The 26,503-nt window shown below is 70.4% G+C and carries 24 protein-coding genes, 1 tRNA gene and 1 pseudogene; 10 read left to right on the top strand and 16 right to left on the bottom strand.

Annotated features, from left to right (window positions below; genetic code table 11):
• Positions 1–23: 23 nt before the first annotated feature.
• Positions 24–2,252, bottom strand: a complete 2,229-nt coding sequence (locus AVW09_RS08815) for a ComEC/Rec2 family competence protein (RefSeq protein ID WP_231901801.1) — start codon at positions 2,250–2,252, stop codon at positions 24–26.
• A 74-nt stretch (positions 2,253–2,326) separates the two neighbouring features.
• Positions 2,327–2,953 carry a helix-hairpin-helix domain-containing protein gene (locus AVW09_RS08810; RefSeq protein ID WP_063257685.1) on the bottom strand — a complete coding sequence of 209 codons (627 nt, stop codon included), beginning with the start codon at positions 2,951–2,953 and terminating at the stop codon, positions 2,327–2,329.
• A gap of 108 nt (positions 2,954–3,061) precedes the next feature.
• On the opposite strand from AVW09_RS08810, the gene AVW09_RS08805 reads away from it, so the two are divergent.
• Positions 3,062–3,562, top strand: a complete 501-nt coding sequence (locus AVW09_RS08805; RefSeq protein ID WP_063257684.1) for a DUF2087 domain-containing protein — start codon at positions 3,062–3,064, stop codon at positions 3,560–3,562.
• Positions 3,563–3,625: 63 nt separating this feature from the next.
• On the opposite strand, the gene leuS is transcribed toward AVW09_RS08805, so the two are convergent.
• Entirely contained in the window at positions 3,626–6,202 is a 2,577-nt protein-coding gene (gene leuS / locus AVW09_RS08800) for a leucine--tRNA ligase (RefSeq protein ID WP_156496034.1), read from the bottom strand.
• Positions 6,203–6,293: 91 nt separating this feature from the next.
• Positions 6,294–7,538, bottom strand: coding sequence for an aminodeoxychorismate synthase component I (gene pabB, locus AVW09_RS08795; protein ID WP_063257682.1), 1,245 nt, complete (start codon positions 7,536–7,538; stop codon positions 6,294–6,296).
• 42 nt (positions 7,539–7,580) lie between these two features.
• On the opposite strand from pabB, the gene AVW09_RS08790 reads away from it, so the two are divergent.
• The 5 genes and pseudogenes from AVW09_RS08790 to AVW09_RS08770 all read left to right on the top strand — a co-directional run bounded on the left by AVW09_RS08790 (position 7,581) and on the right by AVW09_RS08770 (position 11,582).
• Positions 7,581–8,261, top strand: coding sequence for a DedA family protein (locus tag AVW09_RS08790; protein ID WP_063257681.1), 681 nt, complete (start codon positions 7,581–7,583; stop codon positions 8,259–8,261).
• Positions 8,262–8,266: 5 nt separating this feature from the next.
• A complete protein-coding gene (locus tag AVW09_RS08785) occupies positions 8,267–9,307 on the top strand; it encodes an App1 family protein (protein WP_063257680.1) in 1,041 nt (346 codons plus the stop codon).
• A gap of 585 nt (positions 9,308–9,892) precedes the next feature.
• Positions 9,893–10,565 (top strand): annotated as a pseudogene (locus tag AVW09_RS08780) (SOS response-associated peptidase).
• Positions 10,562–11,467: a hypothetical protein gene (locus AVW09_RS08775; RefSeq protein WP_063257679.1), complete on the top strand. Its 906-nt coding sequence runs from the start codon at positions 10,562–10,564 to the stop codon at positions 11,465–11,467. The pseudogene AVW09_RS08780 and the gene AVW09_RS08775 overlap by 4 nt, the downstream one beginning before the upstream one ends.
• A gap of 42 nt (positions 11,468–11,509) precedes the next feature.
• Positions 11,510–11,582, top strand: a tRNA-Ala gene (locus tag AVW09_RS08770).
• A gap of 41 nt (positions 11,583–11,623) precedes the next feature.
• Here the strand turns inward: AVW09_RS08770 and AVW09_RS08765 are convergent.
• Positions 11,624–12,565 carry a LysR family transcriptional regulator gene (locus AVW09_RS08765; RefSeq protein WP_063257678.1) on the bottom strand — a complete coding sequence of 314 codons (942 nt, stop codon included), beginning with the start codon at positions 12,563–12,565 and terminating at the stop codon, positions 11,624–11,626.
• Between the two features lie 120 nt (positions 12,566–12,685).
• Here AVW09_RS08765 and AVW09_RS08760 point away from each other — a divergent pair, with 120 nt between their 5' ends.
• On the top strand, positions 12,686–13,678 hold the full coding sequence (locus AVW09_RS08760; RefSeq protein WP_063257677.1) for a putative oxygenase MesX: 993 nt from the start codon (positions 12,686–12,688) through the stop codon (positions 13,676–13,678).
• A 20-nt stretch (positions 13,679–13,698) separates the two neighbouring features.
• Positions 13,699–14,736 carry a methionine synthase gene (locus AVW09_RS08755; protein WP_063257676.1) on the top strand — a complete coding sequence of 346 codons (1,038 nt, stop codon included), beginning with the start codon at positions 13,699–13,701 and terminating at the stop codon, positions 14,734–14,736.
• A 56-nt stretch (positions 14,737–14,792) separates the two neighbouring features.
• On the opposite strand, the gene rsfS is transcribed toward AVW09_RS08755, so the two are convergent.
• The 9 genes from rsfS to rplU form a co-directional block, all read right to left on the bottom strand.
• Positions 14,793–15,170: a ribosome silencing factor gene (gene rsfS, locus AVW09_RS08750; RefSeq protein WP_063257675.1), complete on the bottom strand. Its 378-nt coding sequence runs from the start codon at positions 15,168–15,170 to the stop codon at positions 14,793–14,795.
• On the bottom strand, positions 15,167–16,387 hold the full coding sequence (locus AVW09_RS08745; protein WP_063257674.1) for a hypothetical protein: 1,221 nt from the start codon (positions 16,385–16,387) through the stop codon (positions 15,167–15,169). Before AVW09_RS08745 ends, rsfS begins: the two co-directional genes overlap by 4 nt.
• Positions 16,384–16,980: a nicotinate-nucleotide adenylyltransferase gene (gene nadD / locus AVW09_RS08740; RefSeq protein WP_022878523.1), complete on the bottom strand. Its 597-nt coding sequence runs from the start codon at positions 16,978–16,980 to the stop codon at positions 16,384–16,386. Before nadD ends, AVW09_RS08745 begins: the two co-directional genes overlap by 4 nt.
• 10 nt (positions 16,981–16,990) lie before the next feature.
• Positions 16,991–17,218, bottom strand: a complete 228-nt coding sequence (locus tag AVW09_RS08735; RefSeq protein WP_022878522.1) for a hypothetical protein — start codon at positions 17,216–17,218, stop codon at positions 16,991–16,993.
• A gap of 50 nt (positions 17,219–17,268) precedes the next feature.
• Entirely contained in the window at positions 17,269–18,528 is a 1,260-nt protein-coding gene (locus tag AVW09_RS08730; protein WP_063257673.1) for a glutamate-5-semialdehyde dehydrogenase, read from the bottom strand.
• Positions 18,528–19,370, bottom strand: a complete 843-nt coding sequence (gene proB, locus AVW09_RS08725; RefSeq protein WP_063257672.1) for a glutamate 5-kinase — start codon at positions 19,368–19,370, stop codon at positions 18,528–18,530. Before proB ends, AVW09_RS08730 begins: the two co-directional genes overlap by 1 nt.
• The gene (gene obgE, locus AVW09_RS08720; protein ID WP_063257671.1) at positions 19,367–20,875 is read right to left on the bottom strand and encodes a GTPase ObgE; all 1,509 of its coding nucleotides are present in this window, start codon (positions 20,873–20,875) and stop codon (positions 19,367–19,369) included. The genes proB and obgE overlap by 4 nt, the downstream gene beginning before the upstream one ends.
• 185 nt (positions 20,876–21,060) lie before the next feature.
• Positions 21,061–21,321, bottom strand: a complete 261-nt coding sequence (rpmA, locus tag AVW09_RS08715) for a 50S ribosomal protein L27 (RefSeq protein ID WP_022878252.1) — start codon at positions 21,319–21,321, stop codon at positions 21,061–21,063.
• 18 nt (positions 21,322–21,339) lie between these two features.
• Positions 21,340–21,648, bottom strand: coding sequence for a 50S ribosomal protein L21 (gene rplU / locus AVW09_RS08710; RefSeq protein ID WP_022878253.1), 309 nt, complete (start codon positions 21,646–21,648; stop codon positions 21,340–21,342).
• Between the two features lie 212 nt (positions 21,649–21,860).
• On the opposite strand from rplU, the gene AVW09_RS08705 reads away from it, so the two are divergent.
• Positions 21,861–22,133 (top strand): DUF4031 domain-containing protein, encoded by a 273-nt coding sequence (locus tag AVW09_RS08705; protein WP_063257670.1) that lies wholly within the window; start codon positions 21,861–21,863, stop codon positions 22,131–22,133.
• A 95-nt stretch (positions 22,134–22,228) separates the two neighbouring features.
• Here the strand turns inward: AVW09_RS08705 and AVW09_RS08700 are convergent, their stop codons facing one another.
• Positions 22,229–24,826: an Rne/Rng family ribonuclease gene (locus tag AVW09_RS08700; RefSeq protein WP_156496033.1), complete on the bottom strand. Its 2,598-nt coding sequence runs from the start codon at positions 24,824–24,826 to the stop codon at positions 22,229–22,231.
• A 389-nt stretch (positions 24,827–25,215) separates the two neighbouring features.
• Here AVW09_RS08700 and AVW09_RS08695 point away from each other — a divergent pair, with 389 nt between their 5' ends.
• Complete coding sequence (locus AVW09_RS08695) at positions 25,216–25,815, top strand: vitamin K epoxide reductase family protein (protein ID WP_063257669.1); 600 nt, start codon at positions 25,216–25,218, stop codon at positions 25,813–25,815.
• 269 nt (positions 25,816–26,084) lie between these two features.
• On the opposite strand, the gene ndk is transcribed toward AVW09_RS08695, so the two are convergent.
• Entirely contained in the window at positions 26,085–26,501 is a 417-nt protein-coding gene (gene ndk, locus AVW09_RS08690) for a nucleoside-diphosphate kinase (protein ID WP_063257668.1), read from the bottom strand.
• Between the last annotated feature and the right edge of the window lie 2 nt (positions 26,502–26,503).

Below are 26,503 nucleotides of genomic sequence, written 5' to 3'. Positions count from 1 at the left end.
GAGACGCCGCCCTCGACCGCGTGTCACGGTGGCTTCTCCCGCCACAGCGTCAGCTCCCCCTCGTCGTCGTGCCATACCGCAAGGATGCCGCCCTGGTCGGTGCGGGCGGCCACCGTTCCGTTCTGCCGCAGGATGTCGAGCAGCCGCGCTGTCGGATGCCCGTAGCTGTTGTCGGCTCCGACGCCGATGAGCCCTACCGCCGCGTGGAGTCGGCGATACAGGTCGGGATCCTGGTCGGCGCTGCCGTGGTGCGCGACCTTGACGACCTCGACCGGGGAGATGTCGACGCGGCGGAGCAGCGCGGCTTGTGGCGCCTCGCCCAGGTCGCCGAGCATCACGGTGTGCGGGAATCCCGGACCCGTGATGTCGATCGCGACGCTCGCGTCGTTGCCCGGCTCCATCCCGGGAAGCGGCCCGAGTGCCTGCCATCGGGTGTCGCCGATGGTCCCGGTCATCCCCATCGTCGCGAGGACCACCCGTGCGCCGCCTCCGACGAACCGATCGAGCAGCCGCTGGTCCGCAGCCTCTCCGGTCGGCCCGTGGAGCACGACGCTCGCGCGACCGACAACCGCCGCGGATCCACCCACGTGGTCCTTGTCGAAGTGGGTCAGGACGACGAGATCGAGGTGGTCGATGCCGAGCGTCTGCAGACACGCCGCGAGCGGCTCGGGGTCGGGTCCCGTGTCGACGAGGGCGACCTCGGATCCGGAGCGCCACAGCGTGGCATCCCCCTGGCCGACGTCGCACATCGCGACCTGCCACGCGGTCGGGACGGTCAGTGGTCCGGCGACCGTCCGGATCGCGCTCGTGCCGCCGACCGCTCCGACGAGGACGGCCACCACGATGGTCGCGAGGGCGGTCAGGCGAGGCACGCGCTGCGGCCGGGCGATGGCCACCGCGACCGCGCCGCCGACGACCGCGAGCAGGATCGCGCCGAACGGACCGTCCGGCCAGGGCAGGTTCTGCGCGGTGGCCGAGGCCGTGGTGTGCGCGACCCCGGCGATCCACGCGGCGGGGATCCACGCCAGTGCCGACAGACCGTCACGCACCCACGGGATCGGCGCGATGCAGGCGAGGACCCCCGCGATCGTCGCCGGTGCGGCGGCGGGGTCCGCGAGAAGGTTCGCCGCGATCCCGAGGAGCGGGACGTGGGGATCGATGAGGACGATGAGCGGGCCGCAGACGAGCTGCGCCGCGGTCGGCACCGCGAGGGCGAGCGCGAGGCGGGAGGGCATCCATCTCGCGAGTCCATCGGCGAGGGGCTTCGCCAGCACCAGGAGCGCCGCGGTGGCCGCCGTGGACAGCGCGAACCCGAGCGACCGGCACAGCCACGGGTCGCCGATCAGCAGGACCGTCACCGCGGCGGCCAGGACGGCGACGCCCACCAGGGGGCGGCCGAGACCGAGCGCGAGGATGCCGATCGCGCTCATCGCCGCGGCTCGGACCACGCTGGGCTCGGGCGTCACGAGAGCGACGAATCCTGCGAGCACGAGCAGCGCACCGACGACCCGGATCCAGCGCCGCACCCCGCACAGTGCCAGCAGCGCGAACGCCGCGCCCACGACGAGCGCGCAGTTCGCCCCCGATACCGCCGTCAGGTGCGAGAGCGAGGAGGCGTTCATCGCGGCCTCGGTCGCCGCGTCGAGACTCGACGTGTCGCCGACGGCGAGCCCCGGGACGAGCCCCGCGCCCGGCTGCGGCAATCCCCGCGTCGAGGCGACCAGCCCGTCGCGCAGGCCCTCGAAGACCGCCCAGGCGCCTTCGGGTTGGGGTGCACGCTCGATGTCGGTCGCGCGGAGCACGAGAATCGCCCGCTCCGCCGGGTCGGACGGAATCCCTCGCCCCGCCACCACCACCTCGCTGCCCGGGCCGACAGCGGACAGACGCCCGCGTCCAGCGGCATCCACTCCGATCCGCGCGGGGATCGCGCCCGTCACGGTCGTGCTGCCGGCGGTCACCGAGGAGACGGTCGCGTCGAACCAGCCGCCGCCGTCGGGGCCGGTCGACAGGTGTCCCGTGACCGTTGCCGTCACGCGCACGTGGCGGCCGCCGGCGACCTCGAGCCGAGCCATCCCGTCACGCGTGGGTTGGAGCGTCGCAACCGTGCCTGCGCTGGCAGCGGCGCACGCCAGAGAGACCGCCGCCACCATCACGAAGGGATGCCGCCACCGCGCGAACAGCGCCACCGACAGTCCCGCAGCCACACACAGGACGAGCGCGAGCATCCCCGCGTTTGGCGCGACGGTCGCCACCGCCGCCCCTACCCACGTCACCCCCGCCACGGCGACCGGCCGCCACGCTCGCCGTCGGAGCGCCCGTCGCTCGCTCATACGCGCACCAGGTCCCGCAGGCTCGCGAGCATCTTGTCGCCGATCCCCGGCACCGATCCGAGGTCGTCGACGCTCGTGAACCGCCCGTTCTGCTCGCGCCACGCGAGGATGCGATCGGCCAGCGCCGGCCCGATCCTCGGCAACGCGTCGAGCTGCTCGCGTGTCGCCGTGTTGAGGTCGAGGGGGCCTGTTGCTCCCCCGGCTGCCGTGCCGCCCGGTGCCGCAGGAACCGGCGTCGCCCCCGCGACCGGCACGACGATCTGCTCGCCGTCGGTCACCGTGCGGGCGAGGTTCACGCCGTCGCGCGCAGCGTCGTCCGCGAATCCACCCGCGCGGGCGATGGCATCCGCCACCCGATCGCCGACCTCGAGACGGTAGAGACCGGCGGCGCGGACCGCCCCCGCGACGTGCACGTACACTCCCGCACCCGTCGCGGCGCTCACGTTGCCGCTCGGCGTCGGCTCCGCCGTCACGGTCTCGGCGCCGGTGGCCCCGCGGAAGATCCCGATCCCCACCGTGATCGCGAACGCCAGCAGCACGAGAACGATCACCGCGCCCACGCCCAGCCGCCGACGCGGAGCGAGCCGCGGCGCGGGCTGCTCGGGTTCGGGATCGGTGGTCACGCCAGCACGTTACGAAGTCGGGAAGAGAGCGCGCGGACGCCAACGCGCGAACGGTGGACAACCGCCCCGATCCCGCCGTTGGGGAGGACCCCCGCTTAGCCTGGAGCGATGAACGAGAACGCCTGGCGCGCGATCCTCGCCGCCCTCTCCGACGACGTCGCTCGCGAGGCCTACGCGCGTGTCGTGCTCGGCGAGCCGCTCGCCCCCGTCCTGGCTGCGCTGACCCCGTCGCGCGCCCGCCGAGTCACCGCCGCACTCACGTCGGCCGGCCTCCTCGTCGCGACCGCCAACGGTCACGTCGCCTCCGCCACGGTCTTCACCGACGCCCTGGCCGCAGCCCCTCGCCCTGCGCGTCCGACGGGCGCCGACCGATTCTTCACCGACGGCCGTCTCACGGACTATCCCTCGCGCGCCGGCGATCGGCGCGAAGTCCTCGCAACCGTCGCATCCCGGATCCTCGCCGAGGGCGAACGCCTCACCGAACCGGAGATCAACGAACGCCTCAGCACCGTCGTCGACGACGTCGCCGCGATCCGCCGCTACCTGGTCGACGAGGGCCTCATCGAACGCACGCGCTCCGGCACCGAGTACACCCTGGCACGTCCGTGAACGACGGATGCCACGCCCAGACGCTCTGCGAAGCGTCAGGGGCGTGGCATCCGGAACGAAGTACTACTTCGTCGAGAAGCTGACCACCTTCGGCGGACGCACGACAGCACGCACGATCTCGCGGTCGCCGAGCGCGCGGCGCACCTTCTCGTCGGCGCGGGCGGCGGCCTCGAGCGCGTCGGCGCCGATCTTGGCCGAGACCTCGATCGTGCCGCGGACCTTGCCATCGATCTGCACCACGGCGGTGACGGTGTCTTCGACGAGCAGCGTCGGGTCGGCCTGGCGCCAGGTCACGAGGCCGACGAAGCCGTCGTATCCGAGCGTCTGCCACATCTCCTCGGCGGTGTGCGGGGCGAAGAGGTCGAGGGTCATCGCGATGACCTCGGCGGCCTCGCGGACGGCCGGGTCGCTCGCACCGGCCGAGCCGTCGATGGCCTTGCGGGTGGCGTTGACCAGCTCCATGAGGCGCGCGACGACGACGTTGAACTTCGTCTGCTCGACGAGGTTCGGCGCCTCGGCGAGAAGGCGGTGTGTGATGCGGCGGAGCGCCGCGTCACCCTCGGCCCACACCACGTCGGTGGGGCTGTCGACCTCGTGCGCGATGCGGAGCGCGCGGGCGAGGAACTTTGCCGCACCCGTGGTCGAGACGTCGTTCCAGTCCTTGTCGTCCTCCACCGGACCGGCGAACGCCAGCGCGACGCGCAGCGCGTCGGCGCCGTGGGCGTCGAGCTCCTCCTGGAAGAGCACGAGGTTGCCCTTGCTCTTCGACATCTTGGCGCCGTCGAGGATCACCATGCCCTGGTTGATCAGGCTCGAGAACGGCTCGGTGAACTCCACCAGGCCCATGTCGAACAGCGCCTTCGTGATGAAGCGCGCGTAGAGCAGGTGCAGGATCGCGTGCTCGACACCGCCGATGTAGAAGTCGACGGGACCCCACTTGCGGGCCTCGGGCAGCGAGAACGCCTCGTTCGGGTCGTTCGGCGAGAGGAAGCGCAGGAAGTACCACGAGCTGTCGACGAACGTGTCCATCGTGTCGGGGTCGCGCAGCATCTTCTGCCCGGTCTCGGGGTCGATGACCTCCACCCATTCGGTCGCAGCTCCCAGCGGCGACGAGCCCTTGGGCTTGAGGTCGAGGCCCTCGACCGACGGCAGCACGACGGGCAGCTCGTCCGCGGGCACGGGCACGATGCTGCCGTCCTCGGCGTGCAGCATCGGGATCGGCGTGCCCCAGTACCGCTGACGCGAGATGAGCCAGTCGCGCAGACGGTACGTCTTGGCGGCGCGGCCGACGCCCTTCGCCTCGAGCTCCTCGATCATGCGCGCGATCGCGTTGCGCTTGGACAGGCCGTTGAGCGACCCGGAGTTGATGAGGCGTCCCTCACCCGTCAGCGCGACGCCGGTCTTCACGGGGTCGAGGTCGTCGACGTCGCCGAGCGGGTCGATCGGCACGCCGTCCTCGTCGACCTCGATCACGGGGATCGCGCCCGTCACCGGGGCGTTCGTGTCGACGACGACCTTCACGGGGAGGTCGAACGCCCGCGCGAAGTCGAGGTCGCGCTGGTCGTGCGCGGGCACGGCCATGACCGCGCCGTGACCGTAGTCGGCCAGCACGTAGTCGGCGGCCCAGATCGGCAGCTTCTCGCCGTTGATCGGGTTGATCGCGTAGTGACCGAGGAACACTCCGGTCTTCGGACGATCGGTCGCCTGCCGCTCGATGTCGGTCGCGCGCTGCACCTCTTGCAGGTACGCCTGGAACTTCTGCCGGATCTCGATGTCGGCGGATGCCGCGAGCTCGGCCGCGAGGTCGGACTCGGGCGCCACGACGAAGAACGTCGCACCGTGGAGCGTGTCGGGACGCGTGGAGAAGACCGTGATCTTGTCGGCGCGGCCCTCGATCTCGAACTCGATGTCGGCACCGACGGAGCGGCCGATCCAGTTGCGCTGCATCTGGATGACCTTCTGCGGCCAGAAGCCCTCGAGCTGGTTGAGGTCGTCGAGCAGACGGTCGGCGTAGTCGGTGATCCGCAGGAACCACTGCGTCAGCTTCTTCTTGACGACGACGGCGCCGCTGCGCTCGCTCGTGCCGTCGGGCAGCACCTGCTCGTTGGCGAGCACCGTCTGGTCGACCGGGTCCCAGTTGACCAGCGCGTCCTTGCGGTACGCGAGGCCCTTCTCGTACAGCTTCTGGAACAGCCACTGGTTCCAGCGGTAGTACTCGGGGTCGCTCGTGTGGAGGACGCGGCTCCAGTCGAACGAGACGCCGTAGTCCTTCAGGCTCTCCTTCTGCTGCGCGATGTTCGCGTAGGTCCACTCGACGGGGTCGGCGCCGCGCTTGATCGCGGCGTTCTCGGCGGGGAGGCCGAAGGAGTCCCACCCGATGGGGTTGAGGACGTTGTAGCCGCGGTGGCGCCAGAAGCGCGCGACGATGTCCGAGTACAGGTAGTTCTCGGCGTGCCCCATGTGGAGGTCGCCGGAGGGGTACGGGAACATCGCGAGCACGTACTTGCGCGGACGCGTGTCGGCGTCGCCGCCGGCGCGGAACGGGTCCTTCTCGGCCCACGCCTGCTGCCACTTCGCCTGGATCTCGTGGGGGTCGAAGCCTCCGTCGGCGGACGGCGCGGAAGAGGGGTTCTGAGACACGGGTGAGACCAATCGTGAAAGTCGGGAGGCCACGAGGGCCAACGTCCAGGCTACCGGACCCCGCGGGGCCGCTTCCGAAGGGGCCGGGGCCTCACCATCCGGCCGGCACGGTGGCCCCGAGCGCCGCGAGCGGAGCCCGCGCCTTGATCCCCACCTCGGCGACCTCGGATGCCGCGACCGAGCGCCACGTGATCCCTCCGCCGGCACCGACCCAGGTGGCATCCGGTTCCACGACGATGCTGCGGATCACCATCGCGAGGTCCGCGGCGCCGTCGTCGCCGACCCACCCGAACGTGCCGGAGTAGACGCCGCGCGGAGCCCCTTCGAGCCCTGCGAGGATGTCCATCGCCGACGCCTTGGGTGCGCCGGTCATGCTGCCCGCGGGGAAGGCCGCGTCGAGCAGCCCACCGATCGTCGTCCCGGAGCGGAGCGTCCCCGAGACCTCGCTCACGAGCTGGTGGACTGTCGGGTACGTCTCGACGTCGAGCAGCCGGTCGACGGCGACCGACGACGGTTCGCACACGCGGGAGAGGTCGTTGCGCATGAGGTCGACGATCATGACGTTCTCGGCGCGCTCCTTGGCATCCGTCCGCAGGTCTTCGGCGAGAGCCCGGTCCCGGGCGGGATCCGAATGCCGCGGACGCGTGCCCTTGATCGGATGCGTGTGCACGCGCCCGCCGCGCACCTCGAGGAAGCGTTCCGGCGAGGCGCTCGCGAGCGCGGTGTCGCCGATGCGGACGAACCCGGCGTGATGCGAGGACGCGCTCCTGCGGAGCCGTCGGAAAGCCGCCAGCGCGTCGACCGACCCGGGGAGGGTGAATCGGGTGGTGAGGCAGAGCTGGTAGGCGTCGCCGTCGGCGATCCGTTCGCGGCAGGCCGCGATGAGCGCGGCGTACTCCTCGGGTGAATGGCGACCGGATGCCACTCCCCGCGGCTCCGCTCTAGGTACGGCCGGAGCTGCCGGAACCTCCGCCGCAGCGGCGGCGAGAGCGTCGGCGTCGGGTGACACGGCCCACACGCGACGCCTCGCATGGTCGAACGCGAGCAGCTGGTCGACGCGCAGCCACACCGGCTCCCCTTCGTAGGACACCCAGCCGACCCATCCACCCCGGAAGACCGGGGCGTCGGGGGTGTGCATGGCCGGGGTGGTGGCATCCACCGCCGAGGGGGCGTCGGGAGGCGCGGGCCGACCCGTCCCGAGGAAACTCCAGCCCGTTGTGGCGTTCGCGCCGGCGTCGAGCCAGAACGCGTGCGGGGCGTCGGCGAACAGCGCGCAGAAGACGTCGTCGGGCTCCCGCCACCGCGGCGAGGCGACCGTGGAGACAGAACGCGGCACGCTCCCAGGCTAGGGGGCGGTCGCGGTCCTAGGCTGTGCGAGGTGAACGACATCCTCACGTGGCTCCTCGACGTGGTGCAGCACGTCGATCCCGTGGTGCGCACGCTCGTCGCCGGTGTGGCGATGATGTTCGAGACCAGTGTCCTCCTGGGCCTCATCGTTCCCGGCGACACCATCGTGATCGTGGCGGGGACCGCGATCGCCTCCCCGGTCGAAGGCATCCTGCTCGGTGTCGCCGTCGTGATCGGCTCGCTCCTCGGCGAGAGTCTCGGATTCTGGCTCGGCCGTTATTTCGGACCGCGTATCCGCGCCTCGCGCATCGGACAGAAGCTCGGCGACCGCAACTGGGAACGCGCCGACCGGTACCTGCGGCGCCGCGGGGGCCCGGCGATCTTCCTGTCGCGTTTCCTGCCCGTCCTGCACTCGCTCGTGCCGCTCACCGTCGGCATGGCCGGGTACCGCTACCGTCGCTTCCTCGCATGGACGGCGCCCGCGTGCCTCGTGTGGGCGGGCCTCTACATCACGGTCGCGGCGACCGCCGCGGGCACGTATCGCGAGCTCGCCGATCGGATCCATTACGCCGGCTACGTGTTCGTCGGCATCATCGTCGTCTTCCTCCTCCTCGTCTTCATCGGCAAGAAGGTGCTCGAGCGCATCGAGCACCGGCACCTCGCCGACGAGCCCGACTCCCTCGAACCGGCGGACGACGACGTGAAAGACTGAACGGGATGCCTCGTTCTCCTCGTTCTCCTCGCGCCAAGGTGCTCTGGTTCGCACGCCTCGAGTACCGCTTCCACGCCTGGCGCGAACGGCGTGCGCGCGGACGCGGCCTCCGGCCCACGGTCACCGGCTTTCCCGGCTACGGGACCGAGGAGTGGGTACGTGTCCTCGGCCGCGTCCTCATCACTCCCCCGGTGAAGCGCACGTCGAGCGGCGACTTCGCGAGCCTGCGTGGCTGGCGCAGCTTCGCGGCCGTTCCCGTCGGATTCGCGCGGGTGACGGTGACGATCCAGGGCGTCGACCACGATGTCGTCGCCGACCGTGGCGGGGTCATCGACGCGAAGCTCCCCGCGACGCTGCCGCCCGGCTGGCAGACCGTGACGACGACCGTCGAGGGCAGCGAGCCCACCGAGACGCGGGTGTTCATCGTCGGATCCGACGTGCGGTTCGGGGTCGTCAGCGACGTGGATGACACGGTCATGGTCACCGCGCTCCCGCGGCCCCTGCTCGCGGCGTGGAACTCGTTCGTCGTGGACGAGCACGCCCGCCAGCCCGTGCCCGGCATGGCTGTGATGCTGGAACGTCTCTCGCGCGAGCACCCGGGCGCGCCCGTCATTTACCTCTCGACCGGGGCGTGGAACGTCGCGCCCACCCTGACGAGGTTCATGCGGCGCCACCTCTTCCCCTCGGGCTCGTTCCTGCTCACTGACTGGGGGCCGACGCACGATCGGTGGTTCCGCAGCGGTCGCGCCCACAAGGAGGGCAACCTGCGACGGCTCGCCGCGGAGTTCCCGAACGTGAAGTGGCTGCTCGTCGGCGACGACGGTCAGCACGACGACGCCATCTACACGCAGTTCGCCATTGAGCACCCCGACAGCGTCGCCGCCGTCGCGATCCGCCGCCTCCTCCCCGCCGAGGCCGTGCTGGCCGGTGGCCGCACGGTCGTCGACGACCACTCCGCCGCCGACGTGCCGTGGGTCACCGAGTCGGACGGCGCCGGGCTCCTCGAACGCCTCGAGGACGCCGGCGTCATCGCGCGCGACGCCTGACGCTCTGCCGCGCGGCTGTGGCGCGCCGCGGCGCATCCTCAGCGATTCGCCCTGTGGCGCGCCGCGGCGCATCCTCAGCGATTGGCGCTGGGTCAGTGGCAACCGTGGGTTTCGGGCTGAGGTTGTGCTGATCGCTGAGGTTGCGCGGGGCCGTGAGGGGTGGAGGGGCGGATGCCGTGTGCGCCGGGCCGCGGCACATCCTCAGCGATGCGCGCTGAGTCAGTGGCATCCGTGAGTTTCGGGCTGAGGTAACGCGGATCGCTGAGGTTGCGCGGCACTGGTGAGACCCAGGAGCGGATGCCATGCGCGCCGGGCCACGTCACAACCTCAGCGATGCGCGCTGGGTCAGTGGCATCCGTGCGTTTCGGGCTGAGGTTGTGCGGATCGCTGAAGCTGCGCGGCGCCGGGAGTGGCGGAGGGGCGGATGCCGTGCGCGCCCAGGCCTCGTCACAACCTCAGCGATTCGCGCCGGGTCAGCGGCATCCGCGGGTTTCGGACTGAGGTTGTGCGGATCGCCGAGGGTGCGGCGGACGCCAAGAGCCGCAGCACAGCCCGGATGTCGGACGCCCCGCGTACCCTCGAACCATGTGCGGTCGATTCGTCGTGGCCAATGTGGCATCCGAACTGGTGGGCGTGCTGCGCGTCGACGTCGAGACCGATGAGCTGCCCCCGCCGTCGTACAACATCGCGCCCACGGCATCCGTGGCCATCGTGCTCGATTCGGTGAAGACCGAGCCACCCGTGCGGCGCCTGGAGGTCGCGCGGTGGGGGCTGGTCCCGGGCTGGGCGAAAGACGTCAAGATCGGCGCGCGCGCGTTCAACGCGCGGTCGGAAGAGGTCGAAGACAAGCCGATGTTCCGAAACGCGCTGATCAAGCGTCGCGCGGTCATCCCCGCGTCGGGCTACTACGAGTGGAAGACCACCGACGCGGGCAAGACGCCCCACTACATTCACCCCGCCGACGGCTCACCGCTGTTCTTCGCGGGGCTCTACGAGTGGTGGAAGGACCCCGCGAAGGCCGAGGACGCGCGACGCGATCGGGCGTCTCGGATCCATCCATGACCGGATGCCGCTGTTCATGGACCCCGACTTCGCCGACGCGTGGCTCGACCCGACGACCGAGAACGTCGGCGACATCCTGGATGCCGCGATCGACGCCGCCCCCGATGTCGCCGAGACGCTCGACGACCACGTCGTCTCCCCCGCCGTGGGGAACGTGCGCAACGACAGCCCCGACCTCATCGAGCCGGTCGAATGACGACGCTCCTCGAGTCACCCCCGCTGTCGCGCACCGAGTGGACCGAGCGTGCCGAGGCCCACGCCGAACGCGCCGACGCACTCACGGCTGCGCATCGCGCCCGCGCCGCCCGGGGCCAGAAGCATCCGGTCGAGGACTTCCTCTTCACGTACTACTCCTACAAGCCGGCGATCCTCCGTCGGTGGCATCCGGGTCCGGGCGTGGTCCTCGCCGATGCCGATGAACGCGCGGCCTGGCGCTGGTATCGCCCGATCGCAGGGGGCGTGGAAGTGGATGCCGAGGCCTTCCGCCGCGACCGCGGCTCGCTGTACCGCGGCGTGGTGAATCTGCTGCGCGCCACCGCTGCCCGCCCGGCGCAGTTCGGCTGCTTCGGGCTGCACGAGTGGGCCATGGCCTACCGCACCGAGGACGTGCGGCACGCGGTACCGCTGCGTCTCGGCTCCGACGGCACGGACGCCGTCGTCGAGTCGCACGATCTCAAGTGCACGCACTTCGACGCCTTCCGGTTCTTCACGCCCGACGCGGTTCCACGCAACCGCACCGCGTTGTCGCGCGATCTCCAGGTCGACGTCGAACAGCCCGGATGCCTGCACGCGGGCATGGACGTGTACAAGTGGGCCGTGAAGCTCGGGCCGCTCGTCCCCGGCGAGATCCTGCTCGATGCGTTCGAGCTCGCGCGCGACATCCGCACGCTCGACATGGAGGCGTCGCCCTACGACCTGACCGACTGGGGCTACTCACCCGTTCCGATCGAGACGCCCGAGGGTAAGGCGCGGTACGTCGCGCGCCAGCGCGCCCTGAGCGAGCGTTCGCAGGCTCTGCGTGCGGCGCTGGTCGCCGCGGTCACGGGCGGGGACGACACGCCCGGTGGGGCCGATTTCTTGCCTCCCGAACCCGTGTAGTAAGCTCATGGAGTTGCCCCGAAAGGGGTGAGAACAGAAGACGGGCCTGTGGCGCAGCTGGTAGCGCACCTGCATGGCATGCAGGGGGTCAGGGGTTCGAGTCCCCTCAGGTCCACCGAAACAGATGCCCCGCGAAGATTCGCGGGGCATCTCGCATCAGCCAAGAAGTTCCACGTCGAACTCCCGCACCACGGCCCGCACCTCGTCGAGGTAGCGCTGCGCCTGTTCCGTCAACGGGATGGCGCCGTGCGCGATCCACCCGATCTCGATGCGCTCGTCCACGTCGAGGGGCACCGCGACGATCTCGGGGTCGAGGTCGTCGCTGATGATGCCGGTCGAGATCGTGTAGCCGCCGAGGCCGATCATGAGGTTGAAGATCGTCGCCCGGTCGGACACGCGGATCTCCTGCGTGCTCGACCGCGTCGACAGGATCTCCTCGGCGAAGTAGAACGAGTTGTTCGTGCCCTGATCGAACGTCAAGCGCGGCAGCCCCTCGAGGTCGGCGAGCGTCACGCGCTTCCGCCGCGCGAGCGGGTTCTTGCGCGAGACGAAGATGTGCGGGTCGGCGAGGAACAGCGGGTGGAAGGACAGCCCCGAGTCGCGCAGCAGCTTGTCGATGACATCCCGGTTGAAGTCGTTTCGGTACAGGATGCCGAGTTCGCTGCGCAGCGTCCGGACGTCCTCGATGATGTCCCACGTGCGCGTCTCGCGGAGCGAGAACTCGTACTGCTCCGCTCCGCTGGCTTTGACCATCCGCACGAACGCGTCGACCGCGAACGAGTAGTGCTGGGCCGACACCCCGAGGAGCCGACGCGACGGCGGCCGGTCGAGGTACCGCTGCTCGAGGAGCGCGACCTGCTCGACCACCTGCCGCGCGTACCCGAGGAACTCGATGCCGTCCGAAGTGAGGGTGATCCCGCGCGCCGACCGCACCAGCAGCGACCGTCCGACGCGCGCCTCGAGGTCCTTCATCGATGCGGACATCGTCGGCTGCGAGACGTACAGCAGATCGGCCGCCGCGGAGATCGACCCCTCGGCCGCGACCTCGATGAAGGACTGGAGCTGCTGCAGCGTCACGCCGCTCGATCGTCGAGCCATAGGCAAAGACTATAGGAGCGAATAGTCGTGACGGATTACCCGATGGATGCCGCGGGCGAGGACCATGGGATCACCGATGACCGCGCGGCGGTCTGCCGACGCGCGAGAGGAGCCCGGGACATGTCCACCGACTTCACGTTCCAGATCTCGACCACCCGATTCGACGAGAACTACTCCCCGTCCGAGAGTTCACGCGCCACGACGAACTTCGCCAACCTGGCCCGCGGCGAGGACCGGCAGGAGAATCTCCGCAACGCCCTGACGATGATCGACCGTCGGTTCAACGACCTCGCGCGCTGGGACAACCCGGAGGGCGACCGCTACACCCTCGAGATCGACATCGTCTCGGTCGACCTGGAGTTCGCAGCGTCCGGAGACGACCAGCGCTTCCCCCTCCTCGAGGTGCTCGACCTCGTGGTCGTCGACCGCACGACCGGCGTTCGCCACCACGGGATCGTCGGCAACAACTTCTCCTCCTACCTGCGCGACTTCGACTTCAGCGTGCTGCTGCCCGCCGCCAGCGCGGCCGCCGGTGCCTTCACTGTGCCCGACGACTTCGGCGCTCTGCACGGGAAGCTGTTCCAGCACTTCCTGGAGTCGCCCGAGTACCGCGCTCGTTTCGACGTCTCGCCGGTCATCTGCATCAGTGTGTCGACGAGCAAGACCTACCAGCGCACCGACAACCGGCATCCGGTCCTCGGAGTCGAGTACGTGCAGGACGACTACTCGCTCACCGACGAGTACTTCGGGAAAATGGGCCTCCAGGTCCGCTACTTCCTGCCCGAGGGGAGCTCGGCACCGCTCGCGTTCTACTTCCGCGGCGACCTGCTGAACGACTACACCAACCTGCAGCTCATCGGCACGATCAGCACGATGGAGACGTTCCAGAAGATCTATCGGCCCGAGATCTACAACGCCAACTCCGCCGCCGCCCACGTCTTCCGCCCGACCCTCGACAGCCAGGACTTCTCGCGCACCCGCGTCGACTACGACCGCGAGGAGCGCTCCCGGCTGGCCCTGACCCAGGGGAAGTACGCCGAGGAGCACTTCGTGAAGCCTCACGGTGAGCTGCTCGCCCGCTGGGCCGGCCTCTCCCCCGCCCTCGTCCACTGACCCTGCCGGAGACCGCTCTTATGAACGCCCTGATCCCCACCGCCGCCGTCGGGAGCCTCCCCAAGCCCTCGTGGCTCGCCGAGCCCGAGAAGCTCTGGTCGCCCTGGGCGCTCGAGGGCGACGCCCTCGTCGAGGGCAAGCAGGACGCCCTCCGCGCCGCCGTGCACGAGCAGCGGCAGCGGGGCCTCGACATCATCAGCGACGGCGAGCAGACCCGCCAGCACTTCGTCACGACGTTCATCGAGCACCTCAGCGGCGTCGACTTCGAGAACCGCGAGACGGTCCGCATCCGCAACCGTTACGACGCGAGCGTTCCGACGGTCGTCGGTCCCGTCGGGCGCGAGAAGCCGGTCTTCGTCCCGGATGCCGCCTTCCTCCGCCAGCAGACCGACCAGCCGATCAAGTGGGCGCTGCCCGGGCCCATGACAATGATCGACACGCTGGCCGACCGGTACTACGGGAGCCGCGAGAAGCTCGCGTGGGAGTTCGCCGGCATCCTGAACCAGGAGGCGAAGGAGCTCGAGGCGGCGGGCGTCGACATCATCCAGTTCGACGAGCCGGCCTTCAACGTGTTCTTCGACGACGTGCGCGACTGGGGGGTCGCCACGCTCGAGCGGGCGATCGAGGGGCTCCGCGCCGAGACCGTCGTGCACATCTGCTACGGCTACGGCATCAAGGCGAACACGGACTGGAAGGCGACGCTCGGCCCCGAGTGGCGCCAGTACGAGCACTCGTTCCCGCTGCTGAAGGAGTCGAACATCGACACGGTGTCGCTGGAGTCGCACAACTCCCGCATCCCGCTCGACGTCATCGAGCTCCTCCGCGGCAAGAGGATCATGCTCGGTGCCATCGACGTCGCCTCGCACGAGATCGAGCGCCCCGAGGAGGTCGCCGACACCCTGCGCCGCGCGCTCGAGTTCGTGGATGCCGACAAGCTCGTCGCCAGCACCAACTGCGGCATGGCTCCCCTGCCCCGCGATATCGCTCTCGCGAAGCTCAGCGCGCTGAGCGCGGGCGCGGCGATCCTGCGCGACGAGCTCGCCCCCGCGCTGGTCTGAGAAACGCCGAAGCGCCGCTCCCACGGGGGGCGGCGCTTCGCTTCGTTCGTGCGGCGTCAGTCGGCGGACGCCGGAGCCGGGAGCTCGAGCGGCACGACCGGGCAGTCCTTCCACAAGCGTTCGAGGCCGTAGTACACGCGTTCCTGCTCGTGGAACACGTGCACGACGAGGTCGCCGAAGTCGAGGAGCACCCAGCGCGATTCCTGGCGTCCCTCGCGGCGGAGCCGCTTGTGGCCGGCCTCGAGGAGCTTCTCCTCGACCTCGTCGGCGATCGCCGCGACGTTGCGCTCGTTGCGACCGGTGACGAGCAGAAAGATGTCGACGAGCGGGAGCGGCTCGGAGACGTCGAGGGCGACGAGGTCTTCGCCCGCTTTCGAGTCGGCGGCGATCGCGGCGATGCGCGCCATCTCGATGCCGTTGGGGCTGGCTGTCATCCGAAGACTCCTGTCGTGAAGGCGAGAACCAGCGCGACGGCGACCGCCACGGCGAGGGCGCCGGTGGTGATGATGAGACCGATGACGAGCTTGCTGCCCTTCTCCGGCGCCGGGGGGCGAATGATCTCACCGGGTTGCTTGACGGTGCTGATGGCGGCGCTGGCCGCGATGGGGGTGGGCGACGACGCGGGCGGCAGCTCGCCGTCGAGGAGGACGGCATCCACGTCGCGACCGTCGGTGGTTCCGGGGGCGTGACCGGACGAACCGAGTCCCTCGGGCAGTTCGAACGTGCCCGTGACGATGATCTCGCCCGTGGCGGTGACCGGGCCCACCAGCGGCACGCCCGTGGGCGTCTGCGAGAGGATCAGGGCGTTCGGCATCGACACCGAGCCGGTCGTCACGGCGCTCCGTTCGATGAGCTGATCGAACGACGGCGGCAGCGAGATGTTCGGCGCCTCGCCGTCGAGCAGGTGCGACCCGAGCGCGGGGTTCACCGTCGAGACGGAGGCGTCCTCGGTGCTCTCCGGCTCTGCGGGAGCCGCCGGGCGGAAGATCGCCTCGAGCCCGGCGGTCTTGGGTGCGTCGGTCGGCTCGGCGAGATCCGTGGATGCCGCCTCCTCGACCGGCGTGTCGGTCGCGGTCTCGGCCGGTGCAACCTCGGGCGACACCGGGGCGTCGGGCTGGAGATCGGGCGTGATGACCGGGACGCTCGCCGTGCGGATGCGCTCCTGCGCGCGCACCTGGCGACGCGTGAGGCCCGTCACGCCGAGATCACTGCTCGCGGGCGGGGCGAACGTCGCGGGAACCAGCGGTTCCGCGGGGGCCGGCTCGGCTGCCGGTTCGTCCGCGGCCGGCTGCGCCGCGGCAGGCTCTTCCGCGGGCGTCTCCTCGTCCTTCTCTGCCCTGCCGCGGCCGAAGAGTCCGCCCAGCATGCCGCCCTTCTTGGCGGGGGCCTCGGGCACGGGCTCTTCCTCGACGGCCGGCTCCCCGGGAGCGGTAGCCGTGGGTTCCGGCTCGGCCGGGGCCGTGGCATCCGGAGTCGGCTCGGACACCGCAGGCCCGGCAATGGCCGGCTCGGCGGGGGTGGGCTCTGCGTCGGGCGCCTCGGCGGGGGCGTCGAACGGCGGGGCGATGATCGGCGTGGCGCCGGTGTTGCGGAGTTCGCGCAGCTGACGCCGCGTCAGCGGCGGGGTCTCGGAATTCTCGGAAGTGCTCATGCGGGGCTCCGGTAGAGGTGATGCTTCGCGATGTACTGCACGACACCGTCGGGCACGAGGTACCACACGGGGTGGCCTCGGCGCACGCGGGCGCGGCAGTCGGTGGACGAGATGGACAGCGCCGGGATCTCGAGCTGGCTGACGTCTTCGGTGGGCAGCCCCTCCGTCGTCAGCACGTGGCCCGGTCGGGACACCGCCACGAAGTGCGCGAGGTCCCACAGCTCCTGGTGGTTGCGCCAGCCGAGGATCTGCGCGACCGCGTCGGCACCGGTGATGAAGAAGAGGTCGGCACCCGGCCGTTCACGTTTGAGATCACGGAGCGTGTCGATCGTGTAGGTCGGACCCGCCCGATCGATGTCGACGCGGCTCACGGTGAATTGCGGATTGGATGCCGTCGCGATGACGGTCATCAGATAGCGGTGTTCGCTCTCGGTGACGTCGGCTTTCTGCCACGGGCGACCCGTGGGGACGAAGATGACCTCGTCGAGATCGAACGATTGCGCGACCTCGCTGGCCGCGACCAGGTGACCGTGATGGATGGGATCGAACGTCCCACCCATGACCCCGATGCGAGGGGCGCGCGTCACCGACATACAGTGGGCCTCAGTGGCCGTGCGCCTCGGGCGTGGGCGTCCCGTGCTTCTTCGTGTAGGCCTCGGCCTTGTGCGCGTGACGGTTCGAGACGTTGCGGTACGACAGGGTCACCAGGCTCAGCGACACGAACACGATGAAAGCGACCGCGCCGTACCAGAAGGTCTGAGCCTGCACGTTGCCGCCCTCGTGGTGGGCGCCCTCAGCAGCGGCGTAAGCGATCAGCGAGGCGAAAGTCATCAGTGCTCCGTTCGAGGTTTCTGCGCGGCGCGCAGGGTCATTTTATGCGGTCAGGCCCGAACCTGGCCGTCGCCGCGCCCCAGCCACTTGGTGCTGGTGAGCTCGGCGAGGCCCATGGGGCCGCGCGCGTGCAGCTTCTGGGTCGAGATCCCCACCTCCGCGCCGAAGCCGAACTCGCTCCCGTCGGTGAAGCGGGTCGAGGCGTTGACCAGGACGACGGCCGAATCGACCTCCGCCAGGAAGCGCGACGCGGATGCCTCGTCGTCGGTGATGATCGACTCGGTGTGGTGCGTCGAGTAGCGGCGGATGTGCTCGAGCGCGGTGTCGAGGTCGTCGACGACGCGCACCGCGAGGTCGAGGCTCAAGTATTCGGTGGCCCAGTCCTCCTCCGTCGCGGCGACGACGCGGGGGTCGTAGCCCATGGCGGTCTCGTCGCCGTGGACGCGGACGCCCGCCTCCGCGAGCGAACCCAGGAGGTCGGGAAGCAGGCGGTCGGCGGCATCCCGATGCACGAGAACCGTCTCGACCGCGTTGCACACACTCGGACGCTGCGTCTTCGCGTTGAGGACGATGTCGCGGGACCAATCGGCATTGGCCGTGGCATCCAGGTATACGTGGACGACGCCGGCGCCCGTCTCGATGACGGGAACCGTGGATTCGGTGACGACGGTCTCGATGAGACCCGCGCTCCCCCGCGGCACCAGGACGTCGACGAGGCCCCGGGCGTTCATGAGCGCCCGTCCGCCGTCGCGGCCGAAGTCGTCGACGGTCTGGATCGCGTCGGGCGTGAGCCCTTGCGCCTCGAGGGCGTCGCGCATGACGCGGACGAGCGCGGCGTTCGTGCTCTGCGCGGCTGATCCGCCGCGGAGCACCACGGCATTGCCGGAGCGGAGCGCGAGGGCGGCGATGTCGACCGTGACGTTCGGACGCGCTTCGTAGATCGAGCCCACGACGCCGAAGGGTACCGCGACCTTCTCGAGCTGCAGGCCGTTGGGCAGCGTGCGCTGGTCGAGCACGCGCCCGACCGGATCGGGCAGCTCGGCGACGTCGCGCACCGCCGCGGCCAGCGCCGCCACGCGGGTGGCATCCAGCCGGAGACGATCGAGTAGCGCGTCGCCGATGTCGGACTCGCGCCCGCGGGCCAGATCGTCGGCGTTCGCCGCGACGATCTCGTCGGACGCCGCGTCGATGGCGTCGGCGATCGCGCGCAGCATCGCGGTCTTGGCCGCGGAGTCCAGGAGCCCGACCTCGCGCGCGGCATCCTTCGCGAGGCGCAGCCGGTCGTCGACCGAAACGGCGGTGAGCGTCATCACGCCAGTCTATCGCCGCGGGACACCGCGCCCACGGGTCCCGTCATCAGGGTGACGGGGTCGGGATGCGGGGCGAACCACGTGCCGACGGACGCCCCCGCGAGGGCCTCCGTGACGAGGTCCGCACTCGTGACGAGCACGCCGACACCCGCGGCCGAGGCGAGCTTCGCGGCGGATGCCTTGGTCGCCGCTCCCCCGGTCCCCACGCCGTTCACGGTGACGGAGCCGAACGTGTACTCGGAGAGGTCGTCGCCCCACTCGACGTCGGTGATCGGGCGTGCGCCCGGTTCGCTCGGGGGCGCTGTGTACAGGCACTCGATGTCGCTCAGGAGGACGAGGGCGTCGGCGCCGATGAGCTGCGCGACGAGCGCCGCGAGCCGGTCGTTGTCGCCGAAGCGGATCTCGTGAGTGGCGACCGTGTCGTTCTCGTTGACGATGGGCAGGATGCCAAGACCCAGCAACCGTTCCATCGCGCGACGCGCGTTGGAGCGGTGCGTGGCGTTCTCGAGGTCGCCCGCGGTAAGCAGCACTTGCCCGGCGAGCAGACCGAACCTGTCGAGGGAGGTCTGGTAGCGCCACATGAGGACGTTCTGACCGACCGCCGCGGCGGCCTGCTGCGTCGCGAGGTCGTTGGGCCGACCCTGCAGGTCGAGCAAGGGTAGCGCGGTCGCGATCGCGCCCGATGACACCAGGACGACCTCGACACCCGCTTCGCGCGCCCGGGCGAGCGCGTCGACGATGAGGTCGATGCGGAAGGCGCCGTCGCCGCTGATCGACGACGACCCGACCTTCACGACGATCCGCGAGGCGCGGGGCAGGTCTTCCCGGACGCGTGCGGTCATCGTTCGTCCTCGTCGTCGTACGCGCGCTCGGCGAGGCGCTCGGCCTCGAGTTCGGCGCGTGCCTCGGCCTTGGCATCCATCCGCTCGTGATACTGCTCGCGGCGCTCATTGCTCGTGCGGCGCGTGCTCTGGAGGAGGCGCGGGTCGGTACCGCGCGGAGCGGTCATCAGCTCGGCCGCCGAGGAGAGCGTCGGCTCCCAGTCGAAGACGATGCCATCGCCGGGACCGATGACGACCGTCGCACCCGCGACGGCGCCGGCGCGGAACAGCTCGTCCTCGACGCCCAGACGCGCGAGACGGTCGGCGAGGTAGCCCACGGCCTCCTCGTTCTGGAAGTCGGTCTGCTGCACCCACTTGACCGGCTTGTCGCCCAGGATCCGGTAGACGGGGCCGTACGTTCCGCCCTCGACCTTGATCGTGAAGTCCTTCTCGGACCCCTGCGGGCGGATGACGATGCGCTCGGCGGGGCTGTCGTCGATGGTCGCGACGCGGTGCTGCTCGACGATCTCACCCAGCGCGAACGTGAGCTCGCGGAGACCCGCGCGGCTGACCGTGGAGATCTCGAACACGCGGAATCCGCGCGCCTCGAGGTCGGGGCGCACGAGGTCGGCGAGATCGCGCGCCTCGGGGACGTCGACCTTGTTGAGCGCGACGATCTGCGGACGCTCGAGCAGCGGGAGCTGGCCGTCCGGAACCGGATAGGCCGCCAGCTCGGCCAGGATGACGTCGAGGTCGCTGAGCGGATCACGACCGGGGTCGAGCGTCGCACAGTCGAGCACGTGCACCAGCGCGGTGCAGCGTTCGACGTGGCGGAGGAACTCCAGCCCGAGACCGCGGCCCTCGCTCGCGCCCTCGATGAGGCCGGGGACGTCGGCGACGGTGAAGCGCACGTCGCCCGCCTGCACCACGCCGAGGTTCGGGTGGAGTGTCGTGAACGGGTAGTCGGCGATCTTCGGGCGCGCGGCGGACACCGCGGCGATGAGGCTCGACTTTCCGGCGGACGGGAAGCCCACGAGAGCGACATCGGCGACGGTCTTCAGCTCGAGGACGACATCGCCCTCCCAGCCGGGCGTTCCGAGCAGCGCGAAACCGGGAGCCTTGCGCTTGGGCGACGCCAGCGCGGCGTTGCCGAGGCCGCCGAGGCCACCGGGGGCGACGACGAAGCGCAGCCCCGGGGTGAGCATGTCGACGAGCACCGTGCCGTCGGGGTCCTTCACGACGGTGCCGAGCGGAACGGGCAGCTCGGTGATCTCTCCCGCGGCGCCGGAGCGGTTGTCGCCCATGCCGAAGCCGCCGTTGCCCGCCGAGCGGTGCGGCGAGTGGTGGTACGACAGCAGCGTGGTCACCTGCGGGTCGGCGACGAGCACGACGTCGCCGCCGTGTCCGCCGTTCCCGCCGTCGGGGCCGGCCAGCGGCTTGAACTTCTCACGGCGCACCGATACGCAGCCGTTGCCGCCCTTCCCCGCACGCAGATGCAGGGTGACGCGGTCGACGAAGGTGACCATGAGAATCCTTTCGACGGATGCCGGTGGGTGAGGGACGTGGCCGGGGTGTGCCCGCGGGGCGCGGGGTGTGCCGGTGGGGCGCGGTGTGTGCCGGTGGGGTGCGGTGTGTGCCGGTCGTGCCCGGGAAAGACGACGAGGGGGCGGGCGCAGTGCCCACCCCCTCGGGAACGCCGTGTGCTGCGGAATTACTCCGCGGCGGCAGCGACGATGTTGACGACCTTGCGGCCGCCCTTCTGACCGAACTCGACGGAGCCGGCGGCGAGGGCGAACAGCGTGTCGTCACCACCGCGACCGACGTTGGCGCCGGGGTGGAAGTGCGTGCCGCGCTGACGGACGAGGATCTCGCCGGCGTTGACGGCCTGGCCGCCGAAGCGCTTCACGCCGAGGCGCTGTGCGTTGGAGTCACGACCGTTGCGGGTGGAGCTTGCGCCCTTTTTGTGTGCCATCTCTGCGTCTCCTGGCTCTTACTTGATGCCGGTGATCTTGACGCGCGTGAGGTCCTGACGGTGGCCCTGGCGCTTCTTGTAGCCGGTCTTGTTCTTGAACTTCTGGATCACGATCTTCGGACCGCGCTCCTCACCGAGGACCTCGGCCGTGACCGAGACCTTCGCGAGCTTGTCGGCGTCGGTCGTGACCGTCTCGCCGTCGACGAACAGGACGGCGGGCAGCTGGATGCTCTCGCCGACCTTCGCCGCCTGGCGGTCGAGCACGACGATCGTGCCGACCTCGACCTTTTCCTGCCGGCCGCCGGCGCGCACAACTGCGTAAACCACTTCACACCTGTTTCGTTCGGGAGCGCACGGCTCCGGTTGTCTGATGACGTCGGGAGGGCTTGAAGCCCTGAGTCTCGGTGCGATCCGGCCGACCGAAGCCGACGGGGTCTCGCGTCAATCGCGCGGACACGACGCACCAAAGGACGAGTTTAGCTCACCCGGCGGCATCCGGCAAAAGCATCGGGACCGCGTGTCGGCCGTAGGATCGCGGAGTGGCGATTCTCATCGACGACCCGCAGTGGCCCGCGCACGGCAGGCTGTGGGCGCATCTCGTGAGCGACGCGAACCTCGACGAACTGCACGCGTTCGCCGCCGCAGCCGGTATCCCGGCGCGCGCGTTCGATCTCGACCACTACGACGTCCCCGACGAGCGTCACGCCGACCTCGTCGCCGCGGGGGCCGAGCACGTCGGCGGTCGCGAGCTGGTGCGGCGCCTCCGCGCATCGGGTCTGCGCATCACCGCCCGAGAGCGCCGCGGCCTCTGAGGCTCTGCGCGCCCTCCGCGTGAGGGGTCAAGATTTGTCGCTTCTGACCTCCGTCAGGCGACAAATCTTGACCCCTCACGCGCGAGGCAGAGCGCCTACGCCTCCTCGGCCGGGTGGGCGCTCACGGGCGTGCCGGTCAGGGCGGCGGTCGTCACGCGGCGGCGCGAGCGCCCCTGACCGGGGGCCTTGGGCTCGGGCAGAGCCTCCAGCACCGACTCCAGGAGCGCCTCCTTCTCGGTACGCGGGGCACGCGGCTCACGCTTCTTTCGCGGACGCTTCTCGCGCACGGGCTGTTCGACCTTGGCATCCAGGACCGCCTCGACCGACGCCACCACGGCCGCTTCGACCACGGCCGGGTCGTCGACCGTCGGGTGGATCGTGGATGCCGCAATCTGCGCGAGCGCCGACTTCACGCCCTCGGTGATGACGTGCGTGCCGCCGGTCGGGGCCGCGGGGCCACCGTTGCCGTTGCCGCCGTTCGTGCCGTTGCCGCCGTTGCCGGCCGGGGAGCCGTTGCCCCCGCGTGCGCCACCGCGGCGGTTGCCGTTCGTGTTGCCGTTGCCGTTGCCGTTTCCGTTGGTCGCGGCGGAGCGGTGCTTGACGACCGGGTCGTGGTGCACGATGACACCGCGGCCGGCGCAGACCTCGCACGCCTCGCTGAACGTCTCGAGCAGACCCAGGCCCAGCTTCTTGCGGGTCATCTGCACGAGGCCGAGCGAGGTGACCTCGGCGACCTGGTGCTTCGTCCGGTCGCGGCTCAGGCACTCGATGAGGCGGCGCAGCACGAGGTCGCGGTTGGATTCGAGCACCATGTCGATGAAGTCGACGACGATGATGCCGCCGATGTCGCGCAGACGCAGCTGGCGGACGATCTCCTCCGCGGCCTCGAGGTTGTTCTTCGTGACCGTCTCTTCGAGGTTGCCGCCCGACCCGACGAACTTGCCGGTGTTGACGTCGACCACGGTCATCGCCTCGGTGCGGTCGATCACGAGCGAGCCGCCCGAGGGCAGCCAGACCTTGCGGTCGAGCGCCTTCTCGATCTGCTCGGTGATGCGGAACGCGTCGAACGGATCCTGGTCGCCCTCGTACTTCTCGACGCGCTCGAGCAGGTCGGGGGCGACGCCCGCGAGGTAGTTCGAGATCGTCGTGAGCGCTTCGTCGCCCTGGATGAGCATGCGCGTGAAGTCCTCGTTGAAGACGTCGCGCACGATCTTGACGAGAAGGTCGGGCTCGGAGTGCAGCAGCGCCGGCGCCTGGAGCGTCTTCACCTGGGTGCTGATGTGCTCCCACTGCGCCGTGAGGCGCTGGACGTCGCGCGTCAGCTGGTCTTCGGTGGCGCCCTCGGCGGCGGTGCGGACGATGACGCCAGACGACTCGGGCAGCACCTCCTTGAGGATCTTCTTCAGGCGTGCGCGCTCGGTGTCGGGGAGCTTGCGCGAGATGCCGTTCATCGACCCGTTCGGCACGTACACGAGGTAGCGGCCGGGCAGCGAGATCTGGCTCGTCAGGCGCGCACCCTTGTGTCCGACGGGGTCCTTGGTGACCTGCACGAGCACGCGGTCGCCGGACTTCAGCGCCAGCTCGATGCGGCGCGGCTGATTGCCGGTCTCGACGCCGTCCCAGTCGACCTCGCCGGAGTACAGCACGGCGTTACGGCCGCGCCCGATGTCGACGAACGCCGCCTCCATGCTGGGCAGCACGTTCTGCACGCGCCCGAGGTAGACGTTGCCGATGAGCGAGGCATCCTGGTTCCGGGCGACGTAGTGCTCGACGAGCACGTTGTCTTCGAGCACACCGATCTGGATGCGACCGCCCTTGGACCGCACGACCATGACACGGTCCACGGCCTCGCGGCGAGCGAGGAACTCGGCCTCGGTGACGACGGGGCGGCGGCGTCCGGCCTCGCGGCCGTCGCGGCGGCGCTGCTTCTTCGCCTCCAGGCGCGTCGAGCCCTTGATGCGCTGCGGCTCGGTGATGAGTTCGACCGCGCGCTGGCGGACGGGAGCGGCCGGAGCCTCCTGCTGATCGTCGGTGCCGGACGTGGCTCCCCCGCGCCGGCGGTTGCGGCGACGGGCGTTCGCCGAGGTGCGCTCCACGGGACCGTCGTCGTCACGCTCGTCGACGTCGTCGCGCGCGGGCAGCGGCGGGAGCTCGGGGGCGTAGAAGTGCAGCTGCGTCGACACGGCCGACACGAACACCTCGGGCAGAAGCCCGAGCGACACCGCGGTGGGGATCGCGGGCTTCGCCGGCTCGGCCGGGGCCTCGGGCTGCGGCTGCGGTTCGGGCTGCGGCTCGGCGGCCGCTTCCGCCGTGGGGGCTGCCTCGGGCTGCGGCTCGGGCTCCGGCGCTGCCTCAGCGGCGGCTTCCGCCTCGGCGGCGGCTTCGGGCTCGACCACGGCTTCGGCCCCGCCGACTGCTTCGGCCTCGACCGGAGCGGCGTCCACCTCGGGCTCCTCGACGTCGGTCGCCGTCACGGCGGCGGCGTCGGCGGCATCCACCGCATCGGTCTCGAGGACGGCGGGCTCACCGGTGTCGGTCGCGGCGGCGGCCTCCGCGTCGTCCACCGCGGCCTCGTCGTCGGGATCGGTGTCGACCGACGGGGTGTCGGTCGCCGGGCTCTCGTCCTGCACCGACTCGGGGGCGTCGGTCGCGGGAGCCTCTTCGGGCGTCTGATCTTCTGTTGCGTCGGCCATATCGGGCGTACTCCCTAGCGGGCGACACCGCGCGTCGCCCGGCGAAATCTCGTGCGGCGCCGCACCCGGCGGGGCCGCGAACTCACTCGGTCTGCAGCAGGCCTGCGGCTCGTGCTGCGAAGGGCGGTCATCGCCCGAAGTCTTCTGGTGATTCGCCTGCGGCGCGGCCGCGGCTCATCGAAGCTCCATTATCGCACGGTCGGCCGGATTCGCTCACTTCGCCGAGCTACGTGTACCGCGCATAAACGCCCGGGCTCGCCGGAAACGCCGTGTCCGGGCGTTTCCGGCGAGCCGGAGCGTTTATGCGCCTGCGTCTGTGCCTGCGCGGGCTTCTCGACGGCGAGGCACCCACACGCAGCACATCAGGCCGCAGTGCAAGAATCGCGAGCATGAGTGAAACCGTCACCCCGCGTCAGCCCCGAGTGCTCGCGGTGTGGTTGATCATCGCGGGGGCGGTCGGCTGGTGGGCCGCGTTCTCGCTGACGATGGAACGCTTCCACCAGCTCATGGACGGCGGGGCCGCGGCATCCTGTGACTTCAGCGTGCTGGTGCAGTGCACCGCGAACCTGAAGTCCTGGCAGGGCAGTGTCTTCGGCTTCCCCAACCCGATCATCGGCCTCGCCGCGTGGATCGCGCCGATCGTCGTCGGGTTCGCGATCCTCGCCGGTGCCCGCTTCGCGCGCTGGTTCTGGATCATCTTCTGGCTCGGGATCGCCGGCGCCATGACTTTCGTCATCTGGCTCATCTCGCAGAGCATCTTCGTACTCGGGACGCTCTGCCCGTGGTGCATGGTGACGTGGTCGGTCACGATCCCGACGTTCATCGTGGTCACGCTGCACCTGTTCCGCGAGGGCATCTTCCCCGTCGGACAGAAGGCACGGGATGCCGCGTCCTCGCTCATGGCGTGGGTGCCGCTCATGGCGTTCGGGGCCTACGTCGTCGTCGCGGTCATCGCGCAGCTCCGCTTGAACGTGCTCGGCCAGATCTGACCTCGCCGCTCAACGTCAGCGATCCGCGGAAGGTGAGTCGAATCGGCGCGGATGCCACTGAGCCGGTGCGGATTGCTGAGGTTGTGCCGATCGCGGAGCGACCGCGGTGCCGTCCGGGCCGCCCTGCATAACCTCAGTGATCTGCACGTCCTCAGTCCGGTTCGGGTGGATGCCACTGACCCGGCGCGGATCGCTGAGCCACCGCCGCGCCGCCGGCACAGAGAACGGCCGCCGCCCCGAGGGGGCGGCGGCCGTCGTGGCATCCGGGATCAGGCGAACCAGATCGCGAGCTCGCGCGCGGCGGACTCGGGGCTATCGCTGCCGTGGACGAGGTTCTGCTGGACCTTGAGGCCCCAGTCGCGGCCGAAGTCGCCGCGGATCGTGCCGGGGGCGGCGGTCGTGGGGTCGGTGGTGCCGGCGAGGGAACGGAAGCCCTCGATGACGCGGTTGCCGGCGAGGCGGATCGCCACCGACGGACCGGAGAGCATGAACTCGAGCAGCGGCTCGTAGAACGGCTTGCCCTCGTGCTCGGCGTAGTGCCGCGCCAGGGTTTCGCGGTCGGGCTCGACCAGGCGGATGTCGACGAGGGCATAGCCCTTCGCCTCGATGCGGGCGAGGATCGCGCCGGTCAGGCCGCGCGCGACCCCATCGGGCTTGACCAGGACGAGGGTCTCTTCGGTGGCCATGG

This window comes from Microbacterium sp. T32, assembly GCF_001619615.1.
Lineage (GTDB): Bacteria > Actinomycetota > Actinomycetes > Actinomycetales > Microbacteriaceae > Microbacterium.
This window is presented reverse-complemented; position numbering and strand designations above follow the sequence as displayed.

What these genes read in the sequence shown, in the direction of transcription:
- AVW09_RS08805 (WP_063257684.1), top strand. Translation starts at nt 3,062, where the DNA reads ATGAACGAGAACGCCTGGCGCGCGATCCTCGCCGCCCTCTCCGACGAC.
- AVW09_RS08785 (WP_063257680.1), top strand. Translation starts at nt 8,267, where the DNA reads ATGCCTCGTTCTCCTCGTTCTCCTCGCGCCAAGGTGCTCTGGTTCGCA.
- AVW09_RS08775 (WP_063257679.1), top strand. Translation starts at nt 10,562, where the DNA reads ATGACGACGCTCCTCGAGTCACCCCCGCTGTCGCGCACCGAGTGGACC.
- AVW09_RS08765 (WP_063257678.1), bottom strand. Translation starts at nt 12,565, where the DNA reads ATGGCTCGACGATCGAGCGGCGTGACGCTGCAGCAGCTCCAGTCCTTC.
- AVW09_RS08760 (WP_063257677.1), top strand. Translation starts at nt 12,686, where the DNA reads ATGTCCACCGACTTCACGTTCCAGATCTCGACCACCCGATTCGACGAG.
- AVW09_RS08755 (WP_063257676.1), top strand. Translation starts at nt 13,699, where the DNA reads ATGAACGCCCTGATCCCCACCGCCGCCGTCGGGAGCCTCCCCAAGCCC.
- rsfS (WP_063257675.1), bottom strand. Translation starts at nt 15,170, where the DNA reads ATGACAGCCAGCCCCAACGGCATCGAGATGGCGCGCATCGCCGCGATC.
- AVW09_RS08745 (WP_063257674.1), bottom strand. Translation starts at nt 16,387, where the DNA reads ATGAGCACTTCCGAGAATTCCGAGACCCCGCCGCTGACGCGGCGTCAG.
- nadD (WP_022878523.1), bottom strand. Translation starts at nt 16,980, where the DNA reads ATGTCGGTGACGCGCGCCCCTCGCATCGGGGTCATGGGTGGGACGTTC.
- AVW09_RS08735 (WP_022878522.1), bottom strand. Translation starts at nt 17,218, where the DNA reads ATGACTTTCGCCTCGCTGATCGCTTACGCCGCTGCTGAGGGCGCCCAC.
- AVW09_RS08730 (WP_063257673.1), bottom strand. Translation starts at nt 18,528, where the DNA reads ATGACGCTCACCGCCGTTTCGGTCGACGACCGGCTGCGCCTCGCGAAG.
- proB (WP_063257672.1), bottom strand. Translation starts at nt 19,370, where the DNA reads ATGACCGCACGCGTCCGGGAAGACCTGCCCCGCGCCTCGCGGATCGTC.
- obgE (WP_063257671.1), bottom strand. Translation starts at nt 20,875, where the DNA reads ATGGTCACCTTCGTCGACCGCGTCACCCTGCATCTGCGTGCGGGGAAG.
- rpmA (WP_022878252.1), bottom strand. Translation starts at nt 21,321, where the DNA reads ATGGCACACAAAAAGGGCGCAAGCTCCACCCGCAACGGTCGTGACTCC.
- AVW09_RS08700 (WP_156496033.1), bottom strand. Translation starts at nt 24,826, where the DNA reads ATGGCCGACGCAACAGAAGATCAGACGCCCGAAGAGGCTCCCGCGACC.
- AVW09_RS08695 (WP_063257669.1), top strand. Translation starts at nt 25,216, where the DNA reads ATGAGTGAAACCGTCACCCCGCGTCAGCCCCGAGTGCTCGCGGTGTGG.
- ndk (WP_063257668.1), bottom strand. Translation starts at nt 26,501, where the DNA reads ATGGCCACCGAAGAGACCCTCGTCCTGGTCAAGCCCGATGGGGTCGCG.